This is a genomic window from Pedobacter hiemivivus, from assembly GCF_004331685.1.
Classification (GTDB): domain Bacteria; phylum Bacteroidota; class Bacteroidia; order Sphingobacteriales; family Sphingobacteriaceae; genus Pedobacter; species Pedobacter hiemivivus.
On record NZ_SJSM01000003.1, the window covers coordinates 60,404 to 83,320 of the forward strand.

Here is a 22,917-nt window from a genome sequence, read left to right on the forward strand (position 1 = left end):
TGCTGTTAGTCTATTGAAACTGATTTTGGATGGTGGATAGTGAGTTGGTGTAAGCTAAGGTCGTATACGTCGCCGTCGGACATGGTATGAACCGTCATATTACTGATGGATACCGGTTGTCCCATCTCTACATCTGTAAGGTTAGTATCGGTGATATTTCTCCCATCTACCAAAATTACCATACCTGAGCCAATGGCTTCCATGGTATTGCCATTTGAGATGTATAAGCCTGTATCTTCACCTAAGCCTATGCCCAGGATTCCTGGATTGCTGGCCGTAGCATATAAAAGTCTGCCGATTCTTCCTCTTTGGACAAAATGAGTATCTACAATTACGCCGTCGATAAAGCCCAATCCGCCAGTAATTTTTACTTCTCCTTTTAACAAGGCGTCCTTGCTGCTTCCTTGATAGATCATGTTTTTTGAACTGGCAGCCGCTCCGGCAGATGTACCTGCAATCACAATCGCTTCATCCTGATATTTGTCGAGCAGGATTTGGTGAATTGAAGTGCCTCCAAAGATGGAGGATAGGCGGAGTTGATCGCCTCCAGTAAAGATGATCACATCTGCGGCCTTTACACGAGCACAATTTTCTGCTGCATTGGCCTGCTCTCTTTTGGCAATATTTAGTACCCCAACATTATGAACCTCAAGTTGGGCAAATGCCTTAATGTACTCTTCGCCTACTTTTTCGGGTATTAAAGATGCAGTCGTGATGATCTCAAAGCGCGATTCCGTATTCTTTGATGATTCTGTTGTGATTCTTTTTAAAATGCCCCTTTCAAAAAAGTTCATATTCTGGGGCAATCCAAACATAGTTTCTGTAAAACTTCCTGTATTTATTGCACCCCCTATTATTATTAATTTCCCTTTTGGAGTCATTTTGCCTGTAATATATTATCAATAATTCCAAATATATATGCAATAGTGTAAAATCTGCCATTTTTATTAATAATAATGGGATTTATTTATGATTTTTTGGACGGTTTTCCAGATTTCGCCCTTGCGAAAAATAGATGTAAACAATCCATATTGGAGTAGTAATTTATTAGAAAAATATGCCCAACTTTAATGTCTCCATTTGACCGTATCATGATAACTGTAAAAGATTCCTATAATGCGGTCACAATCAACACATAAAACAATAATTTCGATATGAATATTTTAGGCATACAGGTGCTCCGTGGACCGAATATATGGTCAATTAGAAGGAAGAAGTTAATCCAAATGCGTTTGGATCTGGAAGAGATGGAGCAGAGGCCGACAAATGTGATTGAAGGTTTTGGGGAACGGATAGCAAAGTTGCTGCCTAGTTTATATACCCATCGCTGCTCAAAGGGTGCGCCTGGTGGTTTTTTAGCTCGTATTGAAGAAGGCACCTGGATGGGGCATGTGATTGAACACATTGCGCTTGAAATCCAAACGCTGGCTGGAATGGATACGGGTTTCGGAAGAACCAGGCAGACTAAAACAGAAGGTATCTACAATGTTGTGTTTAGCTATATCGAAGAAAAAGCAGGTGTATTTGCTGCTGAATCTGCTGTTAGAATTGCAGAAGCCTTGATCAATGATCAGGAGTATGACCTGGAGGCTGATATTCAGCGGATGCGCGAATTGAGAGAGATAGAACGTTTTGGTCCCAGCACGGGCTCAATTATAGATGAGGCTATTTCGAGGGATATTCCTTGGATAAGGTTAAATAAAGGTTCTCTTGTGCAATTGGGCTATGGTAAAAATCAGGTTCGCTTTAGGGCAACTATGACAGAAAGGACCAATAGTATCGCTGTTGATATTGCCTGTAATAAAGATGAAACCAAAAGGATTTTACAAGACTCGGCTATTCCTGTAGCTAAGGGCGTGACCATTTCTGATGTAGCAGATTTGCCAGATGCCATAAAAAAGGTTGGCTATCCATTGGTATTTAAGCCGCTGGATGGAAATCATGGCAAGGGTGCTTCTATTAATGTGCTAACCGATGAAGCGGCTGCTGCGGCTTTTGAATACGCTAAAACTTATTCCCGTAAAATCATTATAGAACGTTTCATAACTGGATATGATTTCAGAGTTCTGGTTATCGACCATAAAATGGTTGCTGCGGCCTTGCGTGTTCCTGCTCATGTAACAGGTAATGGACAAGGAACGATACAAGAATTGATTGATAAAGAAAATGAAGACCCTAGAAGGGGATATGGACATGAGAATGTTTTAACAGAGATCGGAGTAGATCGTGATACTATCGATTTGCTGGAAAAGAAAGGTTATACACTTGCAACGGTTCCGCCGAAAGGTGAAATTGTTTATCTAAAATCTACAGCCAACTTAAGTACAGGCGGTACATCAATAGATGTGACAGATCTTGTGCATCCTCAGAATGTATTTATTTGTGAACGTATTTCAAGGGTTATTGGGTTGGATATTTGCGGAATTGATATTATGGCCGAGAACCTTACGCAGCCCTTACCTGAAAATGGCGGGGTTGTATTGGAGGTTAATGCGGCACCTGGTTTCAGGATGCACCTGGCCCCAAGTGAAGGTTTGCCAAGAAATGTTGCTGCTCCAGTAATTGATATGCTTTATCCGCCAGGTAAATCGGCAAGGATTCCTATTGTTGCGGTTACTGGTACCAATGGAAAAACAACTACAACCCGACTTATTGCGCATATTTTGAAAAGCAATGGTACTAGAGTGGGTTTTACCACCTCTGATGGCATCTATGTGCAGAATACCATGCTGATGAAGGGCGACACAACTGGCCCTATTAGTGCTGAGTTCATATTAAGGGACCCTACGGTAGAATTCGCCGTCTTGGAGACTGCTCGTGGGGGTATTTTAAGGGCCGGTTTGGGTTTTAACCAATGCGATATTGGCGTGGTAACCAATATACAGGAAGATCACCTTGGGATTTCGGATATTCATACGCTGGATGATCTGACTAAGGTAAAAGCGGTAATTATTGGTTCGGTTAAAAGAAGTGGCTGGGCGGTATTGAATGCCGATAACAAATACTGTATTAAAATTGCGGGCAATGCCGATTGTAATGTGGCTTATTTTAGCATGGACGAAAATAATCCAGTTATTATAGAGCACAGTAAAAAAGGAGGGATAGCGGCAGTTTACGAGAATGGTTACATCACGATTAAAAAGGGCGATTGGAAGATCAGAGTAGAGAAAGTAACCCATATTCCTTTAACCTTTGGTGGTAGTGTAGATTTTATGATCCAAAATGTATTGGCTGCAACGTTGACTACTTTTTTATGGGGATATAAGATTGAGGATATCAGGATGTCACTAGAAACGTTTATTCCTTCGGCGGCTCAAACACCAGGGCGGATGAATATCTTCAACTTTAAAGAGTTTAAGGTTCTGGTTGATTTTGCACACAATGCCAATGGTTATAATGGTATTAAAACTTATCTGAAGTCTATTGAAGCTACTGAGCATATTGGTGTGATTTCTGCTACTGGAGATAGAAGAGATGAGGATATTAGAGAAACTGGACGTATTTCCGCTCAGATGTTCGATAAAATTATCATCTGTCAGGAAAAATACCTTCGTGGGCGTGTTCCTCAGGATTTGATCGATTTATTGCTGGAAGGAATTGCTGATGTGAAGCCTGATATGGAAGTTATGATTAACAACAGTGGTGATGATTGTTTAAAATACCTGATTGCGACTACAAAATCGGGTTCATTTATCACAATTTTGAGTGGTACGATCGGTGATGCGGTCGCTAAAGTGTCTGAATATCTGGATAAGGAATTGGGCGTTTAGTGTTGGATTTTTAATATAGTTGATATGCTTGCGCTAGTTAAAATCTCGTACCATTGGTACGAGATTTTAACTAGCTGATATTCAGATTGAGATGGGCGTCCTGTTTTGTTTGGAGCTTATGTTTCGTTAAAGAACCCTTGTAACTTGTCTTCTATATCTTTTGCGCTTGGCAAAAGTGACTTATACTCATTGGGTAGTGTATTAGTTGTGCTATAAGTAGCTACTCCAATAGGAAGTGAACTTGTATTTAAGGAATACTCTACAACGGTCCTGTTTTTATTTTTACAAATAATAATTCCAATTGATTCATTTTCATGAGGTAGCCGTACTTTATCATTTAGTACAGCAAGGTAAAACTCCATTTTACCTTTATGCTCTGGTAGAAAATCTCCAATTTTTAGCTCTATGGCAATCATTGCCTGAAGTTTTCGATGAAACAACAAAAGGTCAATAAAAAACTCTTGTCCGCCAACCTCCAGTTTGTATTGATTGCCAATAAAAGCGTAGTCGCTCCCCATCTCTAATAAAAAGCTTTTTATATTTTTTATTAATGTTTGCTCGAGATCGCTTTCCTGATGCCCTTCTGTAATATTTAAAAAGTCGAAAGTATAATGATCCTTTATCGCCAATTGAGCCAATTTCTTTTGTGGCTCAGGCAAGGCTTTTTCCAAATTAGTTTGGTTTAACAAATATTTTTCGAAGGTTTTGTTCTCTATTTGGTGAATGAGCACATCTTTTGTCCAGCCGAATTTTTTAGTCGCTCTGATGTAGAACTCGCGTTGGTGCATGTCATTTTTACATTTTTTTAATATAGTGATATGCTTGCTCCAGCTAATTTCTCGTACCAATGGTACGAGATTTGTAACTGATTGATATTCAGTGTAAAATTGTGCCATTAGCCAAAGATTTGGAGAGGAGAATCCACCAATTCCGGGGAACTCTTTTTGCAGTTCAGTAGACAGTTTGGGTACAATGGATTTTCCCCAGCCATCTTTCTGTTTTTCGGTTATTGACTTGCCAATTTCCCAATATAGATTAATGAGCTGGGTGTTTACTGTCTTTAGTGCTTCGTATTGAGCGCTTCTTACTTTTTCTTTGATCTCTAAGATGAATTGCGTTTGTTGCTTTTCTAATTCCATAGCCTAAGTTTTTAAGCAGCTAGATCTCGAATCAGGAAATTGAGATTTACTGTCGCTTAACTTATGCATTCCAGGCTATAACATCCACAAAAAATAAATATTATTTTAAAGTTTTCTCTTAAATCGACCTGTTTATTTTTTTTAAAAAAAATAAAGGTTGTTAAAGTAGGTTTTAGTTTCTTTCAGTCCCACCAATGGACCCAAATATGGCCTTGATGATTGCGACTACAATGGCTAAAAACGCCGCTGCCCAAAATCCTGAAGCGTGAAATCCCGACATCACATTGGAAACCAATAAGATCATTAACACCGAAATGATAAAAGAAATCAATCCAAGCGTTAAAAAATTAACGGGAAAGGTGAGTACCCGTAAAATAAATCCAATAGTAGCGTTGGCTAGTGCAATTAAAAGAGCTGCAATAACGGCTGTTCCGAAGCCGTCTACTGTGACGCCTGGCACCAAATAACGGGCGCCTATAAATACTGCAAGTCCGGTCAATAATATTTCTACAATAAATCTCATAATGTTTAATTTAGCGGTATGGTTAAATGTTTTGTTAGATCGTTTGGTGGTTTTTTGTTTGTTATTTTTTTGTTCGCCTGTTCATCAGCAAATAACAAGCCACTTTTAATAGGCTTTTCTGCGGATAGTTCGGCTATTGTATTTGATAATATCGATCGCTCGGGCTTGTTGCAGCTACAAAATGAATCCTCTGGAGCAGATTCGACGCTTAATGGTTTGGTCTCTGTTTTGCAAACGCCATCCGATCAGGACTCGACGTTAACTGAGCTTCCGATTGAGGGTAAAGTTGTAGCTACAGATAGCAATCTTGTTTTTATCCCTAAAACGCCTTTTGTAAAAGGAAGAGACTATCTGGTCTTAACTCATTTGAACGCTAGGTTTGGGAGTGTAAAAGAATTGCTGAAAAACGAGTTGAAACCTGGGGTAAGAGCGCATCAACAATTACTAACCAGGTAGGAACAATTTAAATATTAGAACTCATTGTGTTATAGCATTTTTAATTTATAAAAATATTTCATACATTTGCGCTGTAATAGAGGTAAGAGGGGGCAGAAGTCCCCTCTTTTCTATTATTGGCAAATTGGTTATGCAGGTAGAAAAAAGAGTAACAGAATTAGTTGAAGAGAAGATTTCGGATAGGCCGGAGTTGTTTTTAGTTGAGGTTAAGATGCTGCCAAATCATAAGCTTATTATACATGTTGATGGCGATGAGGGGATTAGTATTCAGGATTGCGCGGCCATTAGCAGGCATGTAGGTTTTCATTTGGAAGAGGAAAATACAATTGAAAAGGCATATAATCTGGAAGTATCTTCGCCAGGAGTGGGTGAACCTTTAAGGCTTAAAAGACAATATGTTAAAAATATTGGACGCGAGCTAAGTGTAAAGCTGACAGGTGGCGAGGTGAAAGAAGGGAAGTTGTTAAGTGCTGATGAAAACAGCATAACCATAGAAGCAAAGGTTAAAGAAAAAGGTAAAAAGGTTCAGTTGGTAGAAACCAGCATAGACTTTAATGATATAACAGAAACAAAGGTTTTAATTTCATTTAAATAAAAATGAGCAATATTAATTTAATCGATTCATTTCAAGAGTTTAAAGACTTCAAGAACATCGACCGTCCTACAGTGATTAGTGTGCTGGAAGAGGTATTTCGCAGTATGTTGCGTAAAAAATATGGTACGGATGAGAATTGCGATGTAATTGTTAACCCGGACAACGGAGATTTGGAAATCTGGCGCACCAGAAAAGTGATGGAAGATGGCTTTTCTGAGGATGATGATTTAGAAATTGAATTGGCGGAGGTAAAACAATTGGATCCGGACATGGAAGTTGGCGACGACTACATTGAGCAGATCACATTGGAGAGTTTTGGTCGTAGAGCGATTTTAGCCGCCCGTCAGACACTAGTTTCTAAAGTCTTGGAATTAGAGAAAGACGAAATCTTTAAGAAATATAAAGACAGAGTTGGTGAGATCGTTACGGGTGAAGTTTACCAGGTTTGGAAAAAAGAAACTTTGGTGCTTGATGATGAAGGTAATGAGTTGATGATGCCGAAAACGGAGCAAATCCCAGCGGATTACTTCAAAAAAGGAGATTCTGTTCGTGCGGTGATTTTGAAAGTGGATATGGTAAATGCTACGCCAAAGATCATTATTTCGAGAATTGCGCCTGAGTTTTTACAACGTTTGTTCGAAATCGAGGTTCCTGAAATTTTTGATGGTTTGATTACCATTAAGAAAATCGTTCGTGAACCAGGAGAGCGTGCTAAGGTTGCTGTAGAATCATACGATGACAGAATTGATCCGGTAGGAGCTTGTGTTGGTATGAAAGGTTCACGTATCCACGGTATCGTTAGAGAGCTTAAAAACGAGAATATTGATGTGATTAACTTTACAAACAATATCTCATTATATATTACAAGGGCATTGAGCCCAGCAAAAATCACCTCTATTAAATTAGATGATGAAACTAAACATGCTTCAGTTTATTTGAAGCCAGATCAAGTTTCGTTGGCAATTGGACGTGGTGGACATAACATTAAACTAGCTGGTAAATTAACTGGTTACGAAATCGATGTGTACCGCGAAGCAGGTGAAGAAGATGAGGATGTGGATATCGAAGAGTTCTCGGACGAAATCGATAGCTGGATCATTGATGAGTTGAAATCTGTTGGTTGTGATACAGCTAAGAGTGTGTTGGCTTTGTCTGTTGATGAGTTGGTTAAACGTACCGATTTAGAAGAAGAGACCATCAAAGAAGTCATGAGTATTTTAAAATCAGAGTTTGAATAACGTTGGCTATGGTGTTTACAAAATAATGTAGTAATTAAAAACTAATTGCCTACACATGAAATAAACAAGAATAAACGTTACTTTTGTATAAGAATTAAAGAAAAAATAGGATATCAATGTCAGACGACAAACCAATAATTTTATTTAAAGCAGTTAAGGAACTTAACGTAGGTATAGCTACGGCCGTTGAGTTTTTAGAAAAGAAAGGCTTTTCTGTTGAGAATAAACCCACTACTAAGCTCTCCCGCGACATGTACAATGCATTGTTGAAAGAGTTTCAGGGCGATAAGATCGTAAAAGAAGAAGCCAATCAAATTGTTATTGGTAAAATTCGTCGTGATGAGCCGGAAGTAACCGATAAAGTTGCTGAAGCACCTAAGAAAAATGTTGAATTTGAAAACGAAGGGATTTTAGTTAAAAACCTGAATGCTTATACTCCTCCCGCTGAGAAGCCTAAGGAAGAAGCTCCTGCTGCTGAGAAAGTAGAAGAGAAAGCTGAAGAAGGTTCTTTACCTGGTGTGAAAATAGTAGGAAAGATCAATCTTGATGATTTAAATGCTAAAACACGCCCTGTTAAGAAAGAGGAAGCTCCAGCACCGGAACCTAAGGTTGAAACACCTGTGGTACCAGTAGCGCCGGTTGCTCCTATTGAAAAAGCACCTGAGCCGGTTAAGGAAGTAGAGAAGCCGGTTGAACAGCCTGTTGCGGAAATAAAACCTGAACCTGTTAAGCCTGTGGAAACACCTAAAGCTGAAGAGCAACCAAAACCGGTTGTTGAGGCACCAGTGGTTAAAGCTCCTGAGCCAGTAGTTGCACCAAAAGTAACTCCTGAACCACCAAAAGTTGAAAAGCCTGAAGAAACTGAAGTGATTAAAGCACGGTCAGTAAAACTTTCTGGCCCTAATATCATTGGAAAGATTACCTTGCCGGTAACGCCTGATCGTAAATCACAGCCAGTAGCTTCTTCGGGAGAAAGTGCTGATGCGAAAAGAAAACGTAAACGCAAGAAAACTCCTGGTGGACATCCTGGCCAACCTGGTCAAGGACAACAGCAAGGTGGTGGTCAAAACCAAGGCGGTCAACAAGTACAAGGCGGACAGCCGGGTACTCCTAAACCTGCCCCAACTTTTGCGAACAGACCGGACTTTAGAAACAATACTAACAATACAGCCAACAGGCCTAATTTTAGGAACAGCAAACCAGGATCACCTTCTGGCGGACCTAAAGAAGAACCTACGGAAAAAGAAATACAAGATCAGATTAAAGCAACACTTGCTCGTTTAAGTGGAGCTGGTAAATCTGGTAAATTTGCTCAACGTGCAAAACTTCGTCGTCAGAAACGTGATGATGTTGCGTTGTCTGCTGATGAGGCAGCAATGGAGCTGGAATCACAATCACGTGTACTTAGGGTTACGGAGTTTGTAACGGCGAATGAATTGGCTACGATGATGGATGAGCCGGTTACAAAAATTATCGCGACTTGTATGAGTCTAGGTATGTTTGTATCGATCAACCAACGTTTGGATGCTGAGACTTTGACTATTGTTGCTGATGAGTTTGGTTACGAAATACAATTCGTTAAACCGGATGATGAAAGTGACATCATTATTGAAGAAGAAGATACTGAAGAAGATTTATTGCCAAGAGCACCAGTTGTTACCATTATGGGACACGTGGATCATGGTAAGACATCATTGTTGGATTATATCCGTAAAGCAAATGTGGTAGCAGGTGAGGCCGGTGGTATTACCCAGCACATTGGAGCTTATATGGTAACTACACCAACAGGTAAACAAGTAACATTCCTGGATACACCGGGTCACGAGGCCTTTACGGCGATGCGTGCTCGTGGTGCGAAGGTAGCCGATATTGCAATTATTGTTGTTGCAGCGGATGATGCGGTGATGCCTCAAACAAAAGAGGCCATTAACCATGCACAGGCTGCAGGCGTACCATTGGTATTTGCCTTCACAAAAATTGATAAACCAGGTGCAAATACTGAAAAGATCCGTGAACAATTATCAGCCATGAATATCTTGGTTGAGGATTGGGGAGGTACTTTCCAGTCTCAGGAGATTTCTGGTAAGAGCGGACAAAATGTAGATCTGTTATTAGAGAAGGTATTATTAGAAGCAGAAATGCTGGATCTTAAAGCTAACCCTAATAAACGTGCTACTGGTAGCGTAATTGAAGCTACACTTGATAAAGGACGTGGTATTGTGACTACAGTTCTGGTACAAGCAGGTACTTTAAAGGTAGGTGATCCTATCCTTGCAGGTAGCTACAGTGGAAAAGTTAAAGCGTTATTTAACGAGCGTGGTCAAAAAGTAGATAAAGCAGGTCCATCGGTACCAGTACAGGTATTGGGTATGCAAGGTGCACCTACTGCAGGTGATAAATTCAATGCACTGGAAAGTGAAGTTGAAGCTAGAGAGATTGCAAACAAACGTTTACAATTGATGCGTGAGCAAGGGCTTCGTACTCAGAAACACATTACATTGGATGAGATCGGTCGTCGTTTGGCTATCGGTAACTTTAAAGAGCTTAACTTGATCGTTAAAGGTGACGTGGATGGTTCTATCGAGGCATTATCAGATTCATTATTGAAACTGTCTACTCCAGAGATTCAAATCAATATCATTGGTAAAGCGGTTGGTCAGATTTCAGAGTCTGATGTATTGTTAGCTTCTGCTTCTGATGCGATCATCATCGGTTTCCAGGTGCGTCCTTCAACAGGTGCACGTAAATTGGCCGAGGCTGAACAGATAGATATCCGTTTATACTCTATCATCTACGATGCGATCAACGAGATCAAAGCGGCGATGGAAGGTATGTTGGCTCCTGAGTTCGAAGAGAAGATCACGGCTAACGTTGAGATCAGAGATACCTTTAAAATCACTAAGGTTGGTACAATTGCCGGCTGTATGGTATTAGATGGTACGATTACACGTAACAGCAAGATCCGTATCGTTAGAGATGGTGTGGTAGTTTACACTGGTGAACTGGCTTCATTGAAACGTTATAAAGATGACGTGAAAGAAGTATCAAGAGGTTACGAGTGTGGATTGAACATCCAGAACTTCAATAACATTGAGGTAGGCGATATTGTAGAAGCTTACGAACAAGTTGAAGTAAAAAGGAAGTTGTAAGTAAACAAACTATATTAAAAAAGCGCATTGGAGGATAACTTCAATGCGCTTTTTTTGTATAATTATTTTTTTGCTGTGCCTTTAGTTTATTGATGAGATGTCTATAAAAGCTTAATTTCAGTCGGTTGTTTTGGAGCAAAGGTCTCTTTATTTTGTATTCATAGAATATCTTTGTTTTTTATGTCAGAATATCATTGACGTAATGACGGTGCTCATTCGCGTAGTGTAACGGGGCATTCACGTAGTATTGAGTTTTATTTCGTTATATATTTTCATTTTTAGAAAAAAATAAAAATATGAATAAAATATTATCGCTTTCATTAGCTTTACTTTGCCTTCTTTATTCCTGCAAGAAGGAGGAAAGCCAACAAAACATCAATTCTGAAAACAGAATAACGAACGAGAATAATCAATTTAGTAATCTCAACGAACCGCTCTTTTCAATCTCCACTAAAATTGGAAAAAGAATGTCCGTGGCAACGACCAACAATGGTTCCGGATGTGTATCCACTTTGCATACGCAGTCTCAAACATTTGACAAATTAAGTGTATTAGATCCTACTTCTGACATACTTTATGTGGGATCTCTTTTGGATGGTAATAGTATTCAAACAGGGCAATACATTCCAGTTTTTCTTCCTTCAGATTATATTCGGAAGCCTGTCACATTCTCCGTTTCAATTCAAGGGGCTACTGGACCTATTTCTAAAACGATCACTCCCCAGCTCAGCTCTTTTAGAGAAGCTATGCAAGAAATTACCAATTCTCCAATAGTTGGGGAACAGCCAGCTAGTTTTACCTTTCAAGTAACCCAAATAAGGTCTAAGAAAGAGATCGAAATGATTGCTGGAGCAAATCTAAATATTGGATCTTTTTTTACCTCTATTGCTAATTATAATGAAAACAATGTTAACAACAAAAATTACTATCTGTTAAAGATTTATCAGAAGTTTTTTACTGCTGATATAGACATTCCTCAGGATGGAAATCTCTTCAATAAGCCTATCGATTATGATTCCGGTATAGCTCCGGTTTATGTATCCAGTATAGATTACGGAAGAAGTGCTTATCTTTTAGTAGAAAGCTCTTATGACTCTACTCGCGTTAAAAAAGCATTAAAAGTTACTTTTAATGCTTGGGGTGCTAATGGAGGAGGTAACATAGAACAGGAGGAGAAGGATGTAACGGAAGAAATGACAATTAGTGGAACAGCAATTGGAGGTTCATCTACTTTGGCTGCAGAGACCATTAGTGGTTTACAAGCATTTCATGATTACGTTGTTAAGAGTGGTAATTTAACGACTAATTCGCGAGGTGCTATTATAGCCTATAGATTGAGAAATGCAAAAAATCATGGTATTTATAATACCCTTATCAATGGGGATTACTATACTAGTGATTGTTCTGGTGCTAAGCGATTATTGTATAATTTTTACTCCACGCAGTTTGGACATATATATACAATCAATAGTAACTTTATGGAAGGACGTCCGGGTTGGAGACGCATAACAAATGATCCGATTTATGTTTATGGGACTCAGGTTGCAGGATCGGTTCCTGTATATATTATGCAACATAAGACCAAAGCTATATATTGTCTAACGACCAACAACACCATTGGGCTTGATCAGTGGGCATCCACTGGGCAGCCTGATTTTTATGCGTACAACGTGCCAGGTGATTTTAGAGTTCCTATTCACCAATTCTTTCATCCTCAGGTTACTTACGGATACTTTTATGATATGACGTATAATCCTCTTGCAAATGGATGGATTGAAAATGGCATAAAGTTTTATGCTTTTAATTCTCCCAATTAATATTTTGAATTGATAGAATAATAGATAATCGGGACGCTAATTTAGATACCCGATTATCTGTTATTCTATTTATTCAAATTCATCTTGAACCTGCCATAGGCTGTAGATCGGAGTATCCAATGGGTCTCAAAATGGTGTAATGCCAAGAACTTTATTTCTTCAAACGGACGGTAATTTAGTATTGTTAGCCATGCTCAAGATTAAAAATATCCTTAAAAAGAAGCTAAAAACGTCCATCCATATGGTTGGTTTGGATACTTCAATAGTTGGAATGAAGCAAAAAGGCGTGCTTCGGGATATGAAGCTGGCAACATCGTTGGGAAAGCAAAGCATTATTATTAGAAGTCAAGAATAATGAAGCTGTGTACAGCCAGGATTCTATTGTTATTTGATCAAATAGAGTGTCCCTATGGCATTATTTCTTCGCTGTTGTATATAATAGGTTGGTCGAAAATAGGAATAGATTAAATGCGATTGATTTTGGTGGGTCGATTGTTGAACGAGCCTAAAAGCATTTTTCCGATCATGTTTTGAACTTTTATTATACCATAGACGACAACAGCAATAGGCCAGCAGTTTATTGGATATGATAAGGGTTTTTTGTTCGAAAAAAAGAAATGATTATCGTTTAGCGACTTTTTGGTCAATATATAGAAGGTCCTGTTGAAGGTATCTAGAGCCGGGCTTTCACAGCCAGTTATTTTTTAAATACATGTGTTCACCTTTTAAAACGTTATAATTTATTACCTTTAGGGACATTATTATAATACATGGGACTTCGTACATTACTAGGCTTAAAGAAAGCTAAACCAATTTCATATCTAAATTTGTCATATTCACAAGAAGGTGAAGATGGAATCTTATCCCGGGTTTTTGGAAATCGACAGGATGGTTTTTTTGTTGACGTAGGTGCCCATCATCCAATAAGATTCTCTAATACCTATAAGTTCTATGAAAACGGCTGGAGGGGTATAAACATCGATGCCTGTCCGGGGAGTATGGAGCCGTTTAATCGTATTAGGCCTCTTGATATTAACCTTGAAATCCCCGTATCTAATCTTAAGGAGAAGATGCCATTTTATGTGTTCAATGAAACTGCTTTGAATACTTTCTCATTGGAACTTGCTAATGAATATCAAAAAAAAGATTCTTATTGGATTGATAAGACGGTTGTAATGGAAACAAGTACATTGGCTTCTATTTTGGATGATCACTTGCCAGCAAATCAAGAAATTGATTTTTTATCAATTGATGCCGAAGGGTTTGATTTCCAGATTTTAATCTCAAACAATTGGACTAAGTATAAGCCTAAGGTCGTTTTAATAGAGTGTGATTTATCTATTGCTGAGTTTATGGATTCTGATTTATATAGGTTTATGGAAAAGGAGCAATATGAATTTTTCGCTAAAACCGTTAAAACAGTGTTTTTTAAGCATGAAAGCTTAATTATTTAAAATGATGAGGCTTTCACGTAGGTTTGGGGACTTTAATATCTTTGGAATTTTATAATTAGTATGATAAAATACAATCGAGAAGATGCAGTTCTATTCTTAGTTTTTAATAGAGCTGATACTACTTCAAAAGTATTTCAGGCAATAAAGGAAGCTGAACCGAAAAGGTTATATGTTGCTGCTGATGGGCCACGTAATGTAGACGAATTTCAGAAGTGTAAACTTGTTAGAGAGATAGCCACAAATGTAACTTGGGACTGTGAACTGAAGGTTCTTTTTCAAGAGGAGAATTTGGGTTGTAGGGTTGCTGTGAGCAACGCAATTAACTGGTTTTTTGAAGCGGAAGAACAAGGGATTATTTTAGAAGATGATTGTCTGCCCTCTTCAAGTTTCTTTGGATTTTGCTCAAGTTTATTGGAGAAATATAAAGATGACGATAGAATTGGCCATATTAGTGGAGCAAACTTCCAAAACGGAATAAAAAGGGGTGAAAGTAGCTATTACTTTTCCAGACTTCCACACATTTGGGGTTGGGCAAGTTGGCGAAGAGCATGGAATAACTATGATGTTAACATGAGTTCTTTTGCTAGTTTTAAAGAGTCCGATTTAGAAAATTTGGCAAGCCATGCGCCTTATAAAGAAACTTGGTACAAGAATTTACACGATACTTATCATGGTAAAATTGATACTTGGGATTACCAATACTCTTACTTTACCATTATCCATAATTACTTAAGTATCGCGCCTAATCAGAATTTCATTAAGAATATTGGCTTTGGAGCGGATGCGACACATACAATAGGTGATCATGAGTTTGCTAATTTGGAGACTGTAGAAATAGATTCAATCGTACATCCATATTTCTTTATACCAAACGTGGAGGCAGATCTCTACACACAACAAAGGCAGGAATATGAGCCTCCAATAAAGCAGAAAAATGTTTTTTCGAGGACTTGGAAAAAAATAAAAGGTAAATAGGAACGATGGTTGCGTAGGCTGGTTAGATTATATATATTCGTTGAGATTTGCTCCTGAGCTTCCTGTTCAATGAGCTTAGGTAGATCATAGATTGCAGAACATCAAAACTTAAATGGGATTACGAAGATTATTTAGAAAAAAGAAAATACAACCGAAGGAAAAACAGGTTAAAGTTGGTAATTACAGTTTATTGTCAAACTATGAGCATCCGATCGAAGAATATTTAACTCAGTTTAAATATTATTCAAGAAATTTATCAAGAATAGCTAAGTATTTAGAACATAAATATCCGAATTATTCAATCATTGATGTGGGCGCAAATATTGGGGACACTATAGCTCTTTTTAGAAGTGAAGGAGTAGACCAATTGATTCATTCTATTGAAGGAGACCCAGTTTATATAGCGCTGTTAGCCCAGAATCTACCCTTGTTTAAAGGAGTTGAGGTTCACGAGACATTTTTAGGTGAAGAATCGAAGGAAGAAAGTATTGTTATTGATAATACAAGGGGAACAGCGAACATAAGTACTGGTTCTGGACAAACAACAGCGGTTGTTAAGCTGGACGATCTTGTAGCTAAAAATAAAATCGAAAACATCAAGTTATTGAAAACAGATACAGACGGATTTGATTTTAAGATTTTAAGAGGTTCATTTAATACAATTAAAAGAGATAAACCAGTTCTATTTTTTGAATATGATGCGGATTATCTTACACTACAAAAAGACGATGGGTTAACGATCTTTGAGAATTTTAAGGATCTGGGATATAATAAGGCTCTTTACTATGACAATTTTGGTAAGTTTTTGTTGTCGACTGAAATAAGCAATACCCTTTTACTTGCACAGCTTTATGCTTACATAAACAGAAAATCAGATTGTGCTTTCCCATATTATGATGTTTGTTTATTCCATCGGGATGATGATGATCTAGCTGATTTCTGTGTTGAAAGAGAAATGGAATTTTTTAAGTAATATTTTTGGTGTTAACTTATGGACAGATAAAGGTCTATTGTCTTCCTTACGCAGTTTTCAATTGGATATTCAAGTGTTTTTTTGTTCCCGGCAGCTATCATTTCTTTTCTGAGCGGAAGGTTTTCTATTAAGGATTCAATTTTTTCTTCCAATGATTTAGGGGACTGGCTATCGAAGTAAACTGCCGCATCTCCTGCGATTTCAGGGAAGCAACTACAATTGCTCAAGATTACAGGGCAATTGTTCTTAAAAGCTTCCAAAATTGGCAGACCGAATCCTTCATATAAGGATGGATAGATAAAACAGATGGCGTTCTTGTAAAGGGTATTTAATTGCTCATCGGTAACGGATATTTGGATTGTTTTATCCAGAATATCATTCCGTAGTAGAAATTCGGAATCTCCATAAGTTAAGGCTCCGCCCCCTGCAAGAATTAACTTTATGTCAGGGAACTTTGTCAAAAGGGATTTATAGGCCAGAGCTACTGTATGAAAGTTTTTATAGGACCATCTTGAACCAACAAATAAAATGTAATTTTCAGGTAAGTGCTTTATCGATGCATACGCTGAAGGAGTAAGATCAATCCCATGATAAACGACCTCAATTTTATCTTCTTTAATCTTGCTATATTTTATGATATCCATTTTTGTATTTTCAGAAATGGCAATGATTTTATCAGCCTTCTCCATCAATAGTCTCTTATAATATGGTAAAGGATCTCCCGAATTAAAGAATTGCGGCAATGCTTCATATGTCATATCATGAACAGTTATGACTAATGGGTTTTTTAAATACTTTAAAAAATAGGGATCAAAATATGTGGGATGAAAGATCGAGAAATCATTTTTCTTTAGTAAATACTTGCAGTATGAATTATTGCGCTTTACAAGCTCGTGTTGTGTTTTAAAAAGTGTTTTAAAAAGTGCTTTATTAAGCGGTTGCTCTTCGTCCCTGATATAGTAATTATTTGACTTAAGTACACCTAATTTATATTCGATATCTGAGGTGTTTTTTATACCATCCATCAGGTATTTAAAGTACCTGGATATGCCTCCATAAGTTTGTTCACTGAAAATTTGATGATCGTAGAATATTTTGAGCATAGTTGATGATTTAGATTGTTCTCTTAAATTTTGGTAGAAAGAGTAGAATGGTGTTAATGCAGGCCTTTAGTACTTTGTACGCAATTGGATACTGTTTTATAAATAGGAACTGTTTCATCTTTTTTTGTTGCAGTTCTAAAAGTAGGGGGGCATCTTCAATGAATACAGGGAAATATTTTTCAAGAGTCGCTTCCCGTTCTTTATACATCATTTTATGATTGTCTGTATTAGAGGATATCCCTGTTGCATCATAATTGGTCACCACAAAGTTTAAGTGCTTATAAGGAACGTTTTCTTTACAAATAGTATATGCAAAGAATTCCCAATCGGAAACAATTTTATAATCTTCATTGTAATAAAAAAACTGTTCAAAAAGGGACTTTTTTATGAAACTAGCTTGATGAGATAGGTTCTGTTCATAAAAAAAGCCGAAAGTTAGATGCTCGGGAAATGTTCTTTTAGTTTGTCTGGTAATTTCATCGTAAATGATATCCCCATAATATATGGCATATTTACCATCTATTTCCTGATTTACCTTTTCAAGAACCTCATCATTATACAGGCAATCGCCACTGTTCAGGAAAAGTAAATAATTACCTGTTGCGATTCGGATGCCTTTGTTCATGGCGTGATAAATACCCTTATCGGGTTCTCCAGACCAATAGGTAAACAGAGCAGCATTTTCCTTTAATAACTCTTTGCTCCCATCAGTGCTGTTGCCATCAATAACTATAAATTCAAAATCTTTAAAAGACTGGTTTGTAACACTCTTTATAGTCTTTTCTAAACCGGTTTTGTCGTTGTAGTTGACTGTAATTATCGATATTTTGTAGTTCGTCATAGGTCCTTTTGCTTTTTTGACTAAAGGCATTAGTTTATTGTTTTTAGCAAACGATCCAGTTGTTGTTTTACGACTTCTGGCGTATAAGCTTTTAATACATTTATTGAATTATTTCTGATCTCAGTCCATAATTCAGGGGAACTGTAAAGCTGCATAATTTTCTCAGCAAAAGCGATGGTGTCGTTTGCTACTATAACATCATGTCCATCCGTTAGCCCTATCCCTTCGACTCCAATGTTAGTAGAAACTATAGGGAGCCCAAATTCAAGACTCTGGCCGATTTTACCTTTCATGCCGGCCCCGAACCGCAGAGGAGCAACAAATATCCTGTTGTTGTTAAAATAAGACGAGACATCGTGTATATAACCAGGAACAATTACGCGGGCGCTTTGTAATGCCAGGACCTCTTTGGTTGGACTGCTCCCCAGCAATGTTAAAGTGATTGATGGATCTTGCTCCCAAATTATAGGCATAATTTCCTTTACAAGCCATTCTGCGGCATCAATGTTAGGTTTGTGAAGGTATCCTCCAATAAAGAGTAATCCGTTGCGTGTTGAGAAAGATTTTGCCTCTTCAGGTGTAGTCTTCATTTCGTGTATGTTTGGAATTACAGCAACATTGTTGATCTGTTCCTTTTGAAGGATTATTTGCTCATCATTTGTAATGGCAATGGTAAGATCTGCGTGTTTTGCAATATCAAGTTCTACCAGTTTTATTGCATTAGCTGATTGAATAAGGTTGTCATCTTTTGATAGTTCTCCTTCACGTTGTAATCGTAAGAAATGGAGATCTATAGTGTCGTAGATCCAGCGTAAATCTTTCTTCTTTTCGAACAGAAATTTAAACTGTTCATTGTTATGAGGCTTACATAGCCAGACCATATCTATACGATGTAGTCTGGTCATTAAGATTTGAATCATTCCTTTTCGGTTGGGAAATCGATATAATACTTCGAAGCCTTCTAGGACCATTTGTTCAAAATAATGGGCTTTCTTTTCCCCGTTGGCGGGTAAAAACATGACATGATAGCCCAAAGCTTTTACAAGTTGCATGATTTTGAATATTCTATTGGAACCGGAATCCTGATCGGGTGTTGGGATTATATCATCAATAAAGAGAATGGTTTTATAATGCGGTTCTTTATTTAATGTTATATGTTCCAAACTGTCTTTTTTTAAGATTAAGTCATTGAAACAAATCGCTTCTGATAGGGGTTGGTATATAGCAGGTATATTATTGGTTAAATTCAATGTAGAAAAATAGTCCTTGCGAATAATCAGATTATTGAACCTACATATTGTTACCTCTTGTTGATAATTGAAGTCGGGATGATTTGGGTCTTCGAAAAATTCCTGGTCTCCAGCCGAAAGAAGGAGGCCATTTTTGGATACTAGTTTACCTCCAGCACAATTGATGGCTTTATTTTTTAAAGTCTCAATTAGAAACGCTATGCTTTTTCTTTTTATCTGTGTATCACTTGAAAGTAGGTAGATAAGATCTCCTTTAGTTGTAACGGCGGGTAGTGCTACATCTTGCAAACTAATGCCTTTCACATTATCCTTGAGAAAGGATTTGATATCAGAATCATTTGTTCTGTTGATTACAATAACTTCATAAGGATGTTGATCAGAAATATTATCCTGTAATGATTGTAAGCAGTTATAAAGGTAATCCAGTCGGGTGACGTTGTTGATTATAACGCTTACAGAGGGCTTTTCAAAGCTCTTGAAGGTAATATGTTTAGATGAAACGGTTTTACTGCCTAATAACGGTAAAGTTTCTTCCTCAACGAAATATCTGTAGCCAAATAGTGTTGAAATTAAATCTCTTAGCTTTATATATAGTGCAGGATTTTTATCTCTGGAAAAAAATGGGGATGAATTACAGGAAATTATACTGTAAAAGTTTTTGTATGCCGTTTTTTTAATCGTGATAATTGAGGAAAGTACCAGTAGAATGCGTAATAAATAATCTTTCCAGAATAAGGGGTGTAAAGCATACAGTACTGATCCTCCATTGGCTATTTGGGAGCTGTATTTTTTAATGATCCTAAAGGATACCTTATAATTGTATTTATCTATCCAGCGATGAACTTTCATATATTTAATTGCAATGAGCGCTAGATTAATAGCCTTTTGAAAATTTTATGGCAAAATTTAGTTTGCTCAGGCCTTTACGTTTTTTTAGATCAGGGAAGAAGCATTCATAATATTTATAAATGTTCTGGATCAGGTAAAGGCTATATTTTTTTTTACTGTAGGCAGTATGTATTTTGCCAATCAATTTTCTGTCTTCTTCTTTTAAATTCTTATAGACCCCTAAGATAGCCAGATTTATACTAATCTCTTTAAACCTGTCGGATTTTGGGCTTGGTTTAGTTTGATTCTTTTCTTTGTACAATACTGAGGTGCTATGGATCCGATGAAGCGTAAGGCATTCATTTAAGTAGGTAATTTTATTATGGTAAAGGGCTACAAATCCCATCCACCAATCGTAATAGCCATTGGACGGAATAGGAAGGATATAATCTAATAAATCTCTTGAAAAAAGGATCGTATGCCCAGTAAAAATATTATAAAAGAGGACGCTTTTAAAAGAGCGGTCTTTCAATTCGAAATTTGGCGCTAACATTTGTCGACCCAGCATATTTTCTTCTTCATCTACCCATTCTGAATTGGAAAAGATCAACCATTTATCTCCAATATGGTCAATAAGACGCTGTAATTTATCTTTTAACCATATATCATCCTGATCACTAATGGCAATGTAAGCTCCGGCAGAGAGCGTGATCGCTTTTTCAAAATTTTTATTAAAGCCAAGGTTTTCTGAGTTCCTGTATGGTTTTATCTGAGGATATTGACTAGCAAGTTGCGCTATAATTTCGAAAGTATGATCCGTGGAGCAATCATCAACAACGATAAGCTCTATGTTTTTATAGGTTTGATTTAGGATACTCATGATCTGCTTCTCCAAGAATCGGGACCCATTATAGGTACAAAGGGCAATAGAAATTAAAGGTGCAGTATTCATCTTATGAAGAGGCATTTGTTTTAATAAAAACCTTTTGAACAGCTTCTGCAAACTGTTTTTCTTCCATATAAAGATTCTTCCGGTAATTACTAAAGCTTTTTATTTCCTCCTCATAATTAGAAAGACAAAGAGCGATAGTCTCTAGAATTGCAGGGATATTTTCGTCTGTTTTGTCAAAACGATACTTTTCAGGAATTGGCATATCCTCACTAAAGGCTGCTGAACCTTCTTTTCCAATGATCATGCAGCACTTCATGATGCAGGCCTCCCTAGGCATTCTTTCCTTGCCTGGATGATAGCCAAAATCAACATATAATTTTGCTTTATTCATCATTTGAGCCACCTGTTCTGGAGTAAGGTTAATTAGCGGAATCCATTTGTACGTTGGAGTGAGCACAATTATTTTGTCTAAATAGGCTCCATTTTTTACGGGATTATAGATAATAATATCTTCTTTAATCACGTCGTCATCAACCTTTTTAAAGAATTCAGGACTCATATAGTCTGAAATTTGTCCAATAGGTGTTATATCAGCTTTTTTAAGGTGTTGCATGGAAAAGAAGGAATGGCCAATGTTAGCTACATTCAATTCTTTAATCTTTGAGAGTGTCGCAAATTGAATGGGATTATATAGCTTTCTTAACCAATAGGATGGTTTTCGTTTAGCTCGCCTCATTTTCGGCTCTAGCTGACGATAGTAATTTGTAACACTTAACCACCAGATTACTTTAGTCATCAAGCCGAATTTCTCTTCGAAAATGTGTTCAGGTGAGGTTTCCGGGAGAATAAGAATGTTTTCTTTGATATTGATTACATCAGTAGCATAGGGTACATGATAATCTGCATAGAATTTATGTACAGGATCGACTCCTTTAGCAGGAAAAGGGTAATAATACATAAATGCCTGTATTCCCATTTTATTTAGCTGATGTCCAAGTTGATGTAAGGCCTCTGGCCCACCCGTTGCAAAATTAGGCGCACATAATATATATACCTTAGTATCCTGATTAACTTTAAGCATTGTTGTGTTCAGTTTTTAAAACGTATCGCTTTTTTCTTTTAAATATTTTTAAATATTGCCTGACTATGAATTTTATAGGTTGCATATTGTATAAATATAAAGTAAACCAATTTCCTGATACGTAGAATCTTGTAATAGTGGTTGACATGAACCTTCCTCGAAGTGCATATTTGTACTTTTTAAGTAAAGCTTTCTTTAAGTCGTAAAAGCTTTTATCCGCATTCCCATTACTTTTATGAGTGAGATTGAAATCAATTACATAAGCGTTAAAACCTAGAATATCAGCAATGAGGCATAAATCTGTTCCATATAAATGAAATCCCGATAAATTGCGTGAAAGCGCAAGATTCGCACTTTTTTTTACTACTATAAAGTTTTCATCTACAGTTTTTGTGCGGAGTGGCAATCTATCTTCCGTAATTCGATTACCACATACTTGAGTAATGTTAGTAGCTATCCATTTTAAATTGACTCCGCCGGCATTACCTAGGATTGCCCAATCTTTATCCGCCTTTTCAATATCATCAATGTTGAGCAAAAGATGCTGAATGTCATGATCATGAATGATAATATCTTGATGACATAGTATGATGTATTTACCCTTGGCCTCCTGTAAGAATTTATTTAATCCCTTATAGGCATCTAGTGTACAGGTTTCGGTATTGTCGATATATAAAAACTCACAAAGACCCGGTTTAAATCCCTTTTCGTAGAAGGAATTCAGCATTTCCTGGTATTCGGTTTTTTTTGTTACAAGCGTACAAATTGAAAATTCAAAGGGATAGGAGTCTTCTGCAAATAGCTTTGTGCTTTCTATGTCGTTTTTCATCTAG

Annotated in this window: 19 protein-coding genes; 10 read left to right on the forward strand and 9 right to left on the reverse strand. The window is 37.3% G+C overall.

Annotation, left to right across the window (positions count from 1 at the left end):
- Positions 1 to 5: 5 nt before the first annotated feature.
- Positions 6 to 881: a cyanophycinase gene (locus tag EZ444_RS06430; protein WP_131607911.1), complete on the reverse strand. Its 876-nt coding sequence runs from the start codon at positions 879 to 881 to the stop codon at positions 6 to 8.
- Between the two features lie 273 nt (positions 882 to 1,154).
- On the opposite strand from EZ444_RS06430, the gene cphA reads away from it, so the two are divergent.
- On the forward strand, positions 1,155 to 3,770 hold the full coding sequence (gene cphA / locus EZ444_RS06435; protein WP_131607912.1) for a cyanophycin synthetase: 2,616 nt from the start codon (positions 1,155 to 1,157) through the stop codon (positions 3,768 to 3,770).
- Between the two features lie 116 nt (positions 3,771 to 3,886).
- Here cphA and EZ444_RS06440 read toward each other — a convergent pair whose 3' ends face one another.
- Together EZ444_RS06440 and EZ444_RS06445 are read right to left on the reverse strand one after the other, a co-directional pair.
- Positions 3,887 to 4,909, reverse strand: a complete 1,023-nt coding sequence (locus tag EZ444_RS06440) for a PDDEXK nuclease domain-containing protein (protein ID WP_131607913.1) — start codon at positions 4,907 to 4,909, stop codon at positions 3,887 to 3,889.
- Between the two features lie 172 nt (positions 4,910 to 5,081).
- Positions 5,082 to 5,432, reverse strand: coding sequence for a phage holin family protein (locus tag EZ444_RS06445; RefSeq protein WP_131607914.1), 351 nt, complete (start codon positions 5,430 to 5,432; stop codon positions 5,082 to 5,084).
- Positions 5,433 to 5,450: 18 nt separating this feature from the next.
- Between EZ444_RS06445 and EZ444_RS06450 the strand changes: the two genes are divergently transcribed.
- The 9 genes from EZ444_RS06450 (at position 5,451) to EZ444_RS06490 (ending at position 16,089) form a co-directional block, all read left to right on the forward strand.
- Positions 5,451 to 5,888, forward strand: coding sequence for a hypothetical protein (locus EZ444_RS06450; RefSeq protein ID WP_131607915.1), 438 nt, complete (start codon positions 5,451 to 5,453; stop codon positions 5,886 to 5,888).
- A 130-nt stretch (positions 5,889 to 6,018) separates the two neighbouring features.
- Positions 6,019 to 6,483 carry a ribosome assembly cofactor RimP gene (gene rimP, locus EZ444_RS06455; RefSeq protein ID WP_131607916.1) on the forward strand — a complete coding sequence of 155 codons (465 nt, stop codon included), beginning with the start codon at positions 6,019 to 6,021 and terminating at the stop codon, positions 6,481 to 6,483.
- 2 nt (positions 6,484 to 6,485) lie between these two features.
- Positions 6,486 to 7,721, forward strand: coding sequence for a transcription termination factor NusA (gene nusA, locus EZ444_RS06460; protein ID WP_090783111.1), 1,236 nt, complete (start codon positions 6,486 to 6,488; stop codon positions 7,719 to 7,721).
- A 116-nt stretch (positions 7,722 to 7,837) separates the two neighbouring features.
- On the forward strand, positions 7,838 to 10,870 hold the full coding sequence (gene infB, locus EZ444_RS06465; protein ID WP_131607917.1) for a translation initiation factor IF-2: 3,033 nt from the start codon (positions 7,838 to 7,840) through the stop codon (positions 10,868 to 10,870).
- A gap of 296 nt (positions 10,871 to 11,166) precedes the next feature.
- Positions 11,167 to 12,687 carry a thiol-activated cytolysin family protein gene (locus EZ444_RS06470; RefSeq protein WP_131607918.1) on the forward strand — a complete coding sequence of 507 codons (1,521 nt, stop codon included), beginning with the start codon at positions 11,167 to 11,169 and terminating at the stop codon, positions 12,685 to 12,687.
- A gap of 139 nt (positions 12,688 to 12,826) precedes the next feature.
- Positions 12,827 to 13,042, forward strand: coding sequence for a hypothetical protein (locus EZ444_RS06475; protein ID WP_131607919.1), 216 nt, complete (start codon positions 12,827 to 12,829; stop codon positions 13,040 to 13,042).
- 472 nt (positions 13,043 to 13,514) lie between these two features.
- Positions 13,515 to 14,141, forward strand: coding sequence for an FkbM family methyltransferase (locus EZ444_RS06480; RefSeq protein ID WP_205945216.1), 627 nt, complete (start codon positions 13,515 to 13,517; stop codon positions 14,139 to 14,141).
- 60 nt (positions 14,142 to 14,201) lie between these two features.
- A complete protein-coding gene (locus EZ444_RS06485) occupies positions 14,202 to 15,116 on the forward strand; it encodes a nucleotide-diphospho-sugar transferase (RefSeq protein ID WP_131607921.1) in 915 nt (304 codons plus the stop codon).
- Between the two features lie 112 nt (positions 15,117 to 15,228).
- A complete protein-coding gene (locus EZ444_RS06490; protein ID WP_131607922.1) occupies positions 15,229 to 16,089 on the forward strand; it encodes an FkbM family methyltransferase in 861 nt (286 codons plus the stop codon).
- Positions 16,090 to 16,100: 11 nt separating this feature from the next.
- Here the strand turns inward: EZ444_RS06490 and EZ444_RS06495 are convergent, their stop codons facing one another.
- The 6 genes from EZ444_RS06495 to EZ444_RS06520 form a co-directional block, all read right to left on the reverse strand.
- The gene (locus EZ444_RS06495; RefSeq protein WP_225874653.1) at positions 16,101 to 17,114 is read right to left on the reverse strand and encodes a glycosyltransferase family 4 protein; all 1,014 of its coding nucleotides are present in this window, start codon (positions 17,112 to 17,114) and stop codon (positions 16,101 to 16,103) included.
- 88 nt (positions 17,115 to 17,202) lie between these two features.
- Complete coding sequence (locus EZ444_RS06500) at positions 17,203 to 18,063, reverse strand: glycosyltransferase family 2 protein (protein WP_205945217.1); 861 nt, start codon at positions 18,061 to 18,063, stop codon at positions 17,203 to 17,205.
- Positions 18,063 to 20,132: a glycosyltransferase gene (locus EZ444_RS06505; RefSeq protein WP_131607924.1), complete on the reverse strand. Its 2,070-nt coding sequence runs from the start codon at positions 20,130 to 20,132 to the stop codon at positions 18,063 to 18,065. Before EZ444_RS06505 ends, EZ444_RS06500 begins: the two co-directional genes overlap by 1 nt.
- A 25-nt stretch (positions 20,133 to 20,157) precedes the next feature.
- On the reverse strand, positions 20,158 to 21,078 hold the full coding sequence (locus EZ444_RS06510; RefSeq protein WP_131607925.1) for a glycosyltransferase family 2 protein: 921 nt from the start codon (positions 21,076 to 21,078) through the stop codon (positions 20,158 to 20,160).
- Positions 21,065 to 22,084 (reverse strand): hypothetical protein, encoded by a 1,020-nt coding sequence (locus EZ444_RS06515; RefSeq protein ID WP_131607926.1) that lies wholly within the window; start codon positions 22,082 to 22,084, stop codon positions 21,065 to 21,067. Before EZ444_RS06515 ends, EZ444_RS06510 begins: the two co-directional genes overlap by 14 nt.
- A complete protein-coding gene (locus EZ444_RS06520) occupies positions 22,077 to 22,913 on the reverse strand; it encodes a hypothetical protein (protein ID WP_131607927.1) in 837 nt (278 codons plus the stop codon). The genes EZ444_RS06515 and EZ444_RS06520 overlap by 8 nt, the downstream gene beginning before the upstream one ends.
- Positions 22,914 to 22,917: the final 4 nt, after the last annotated feature.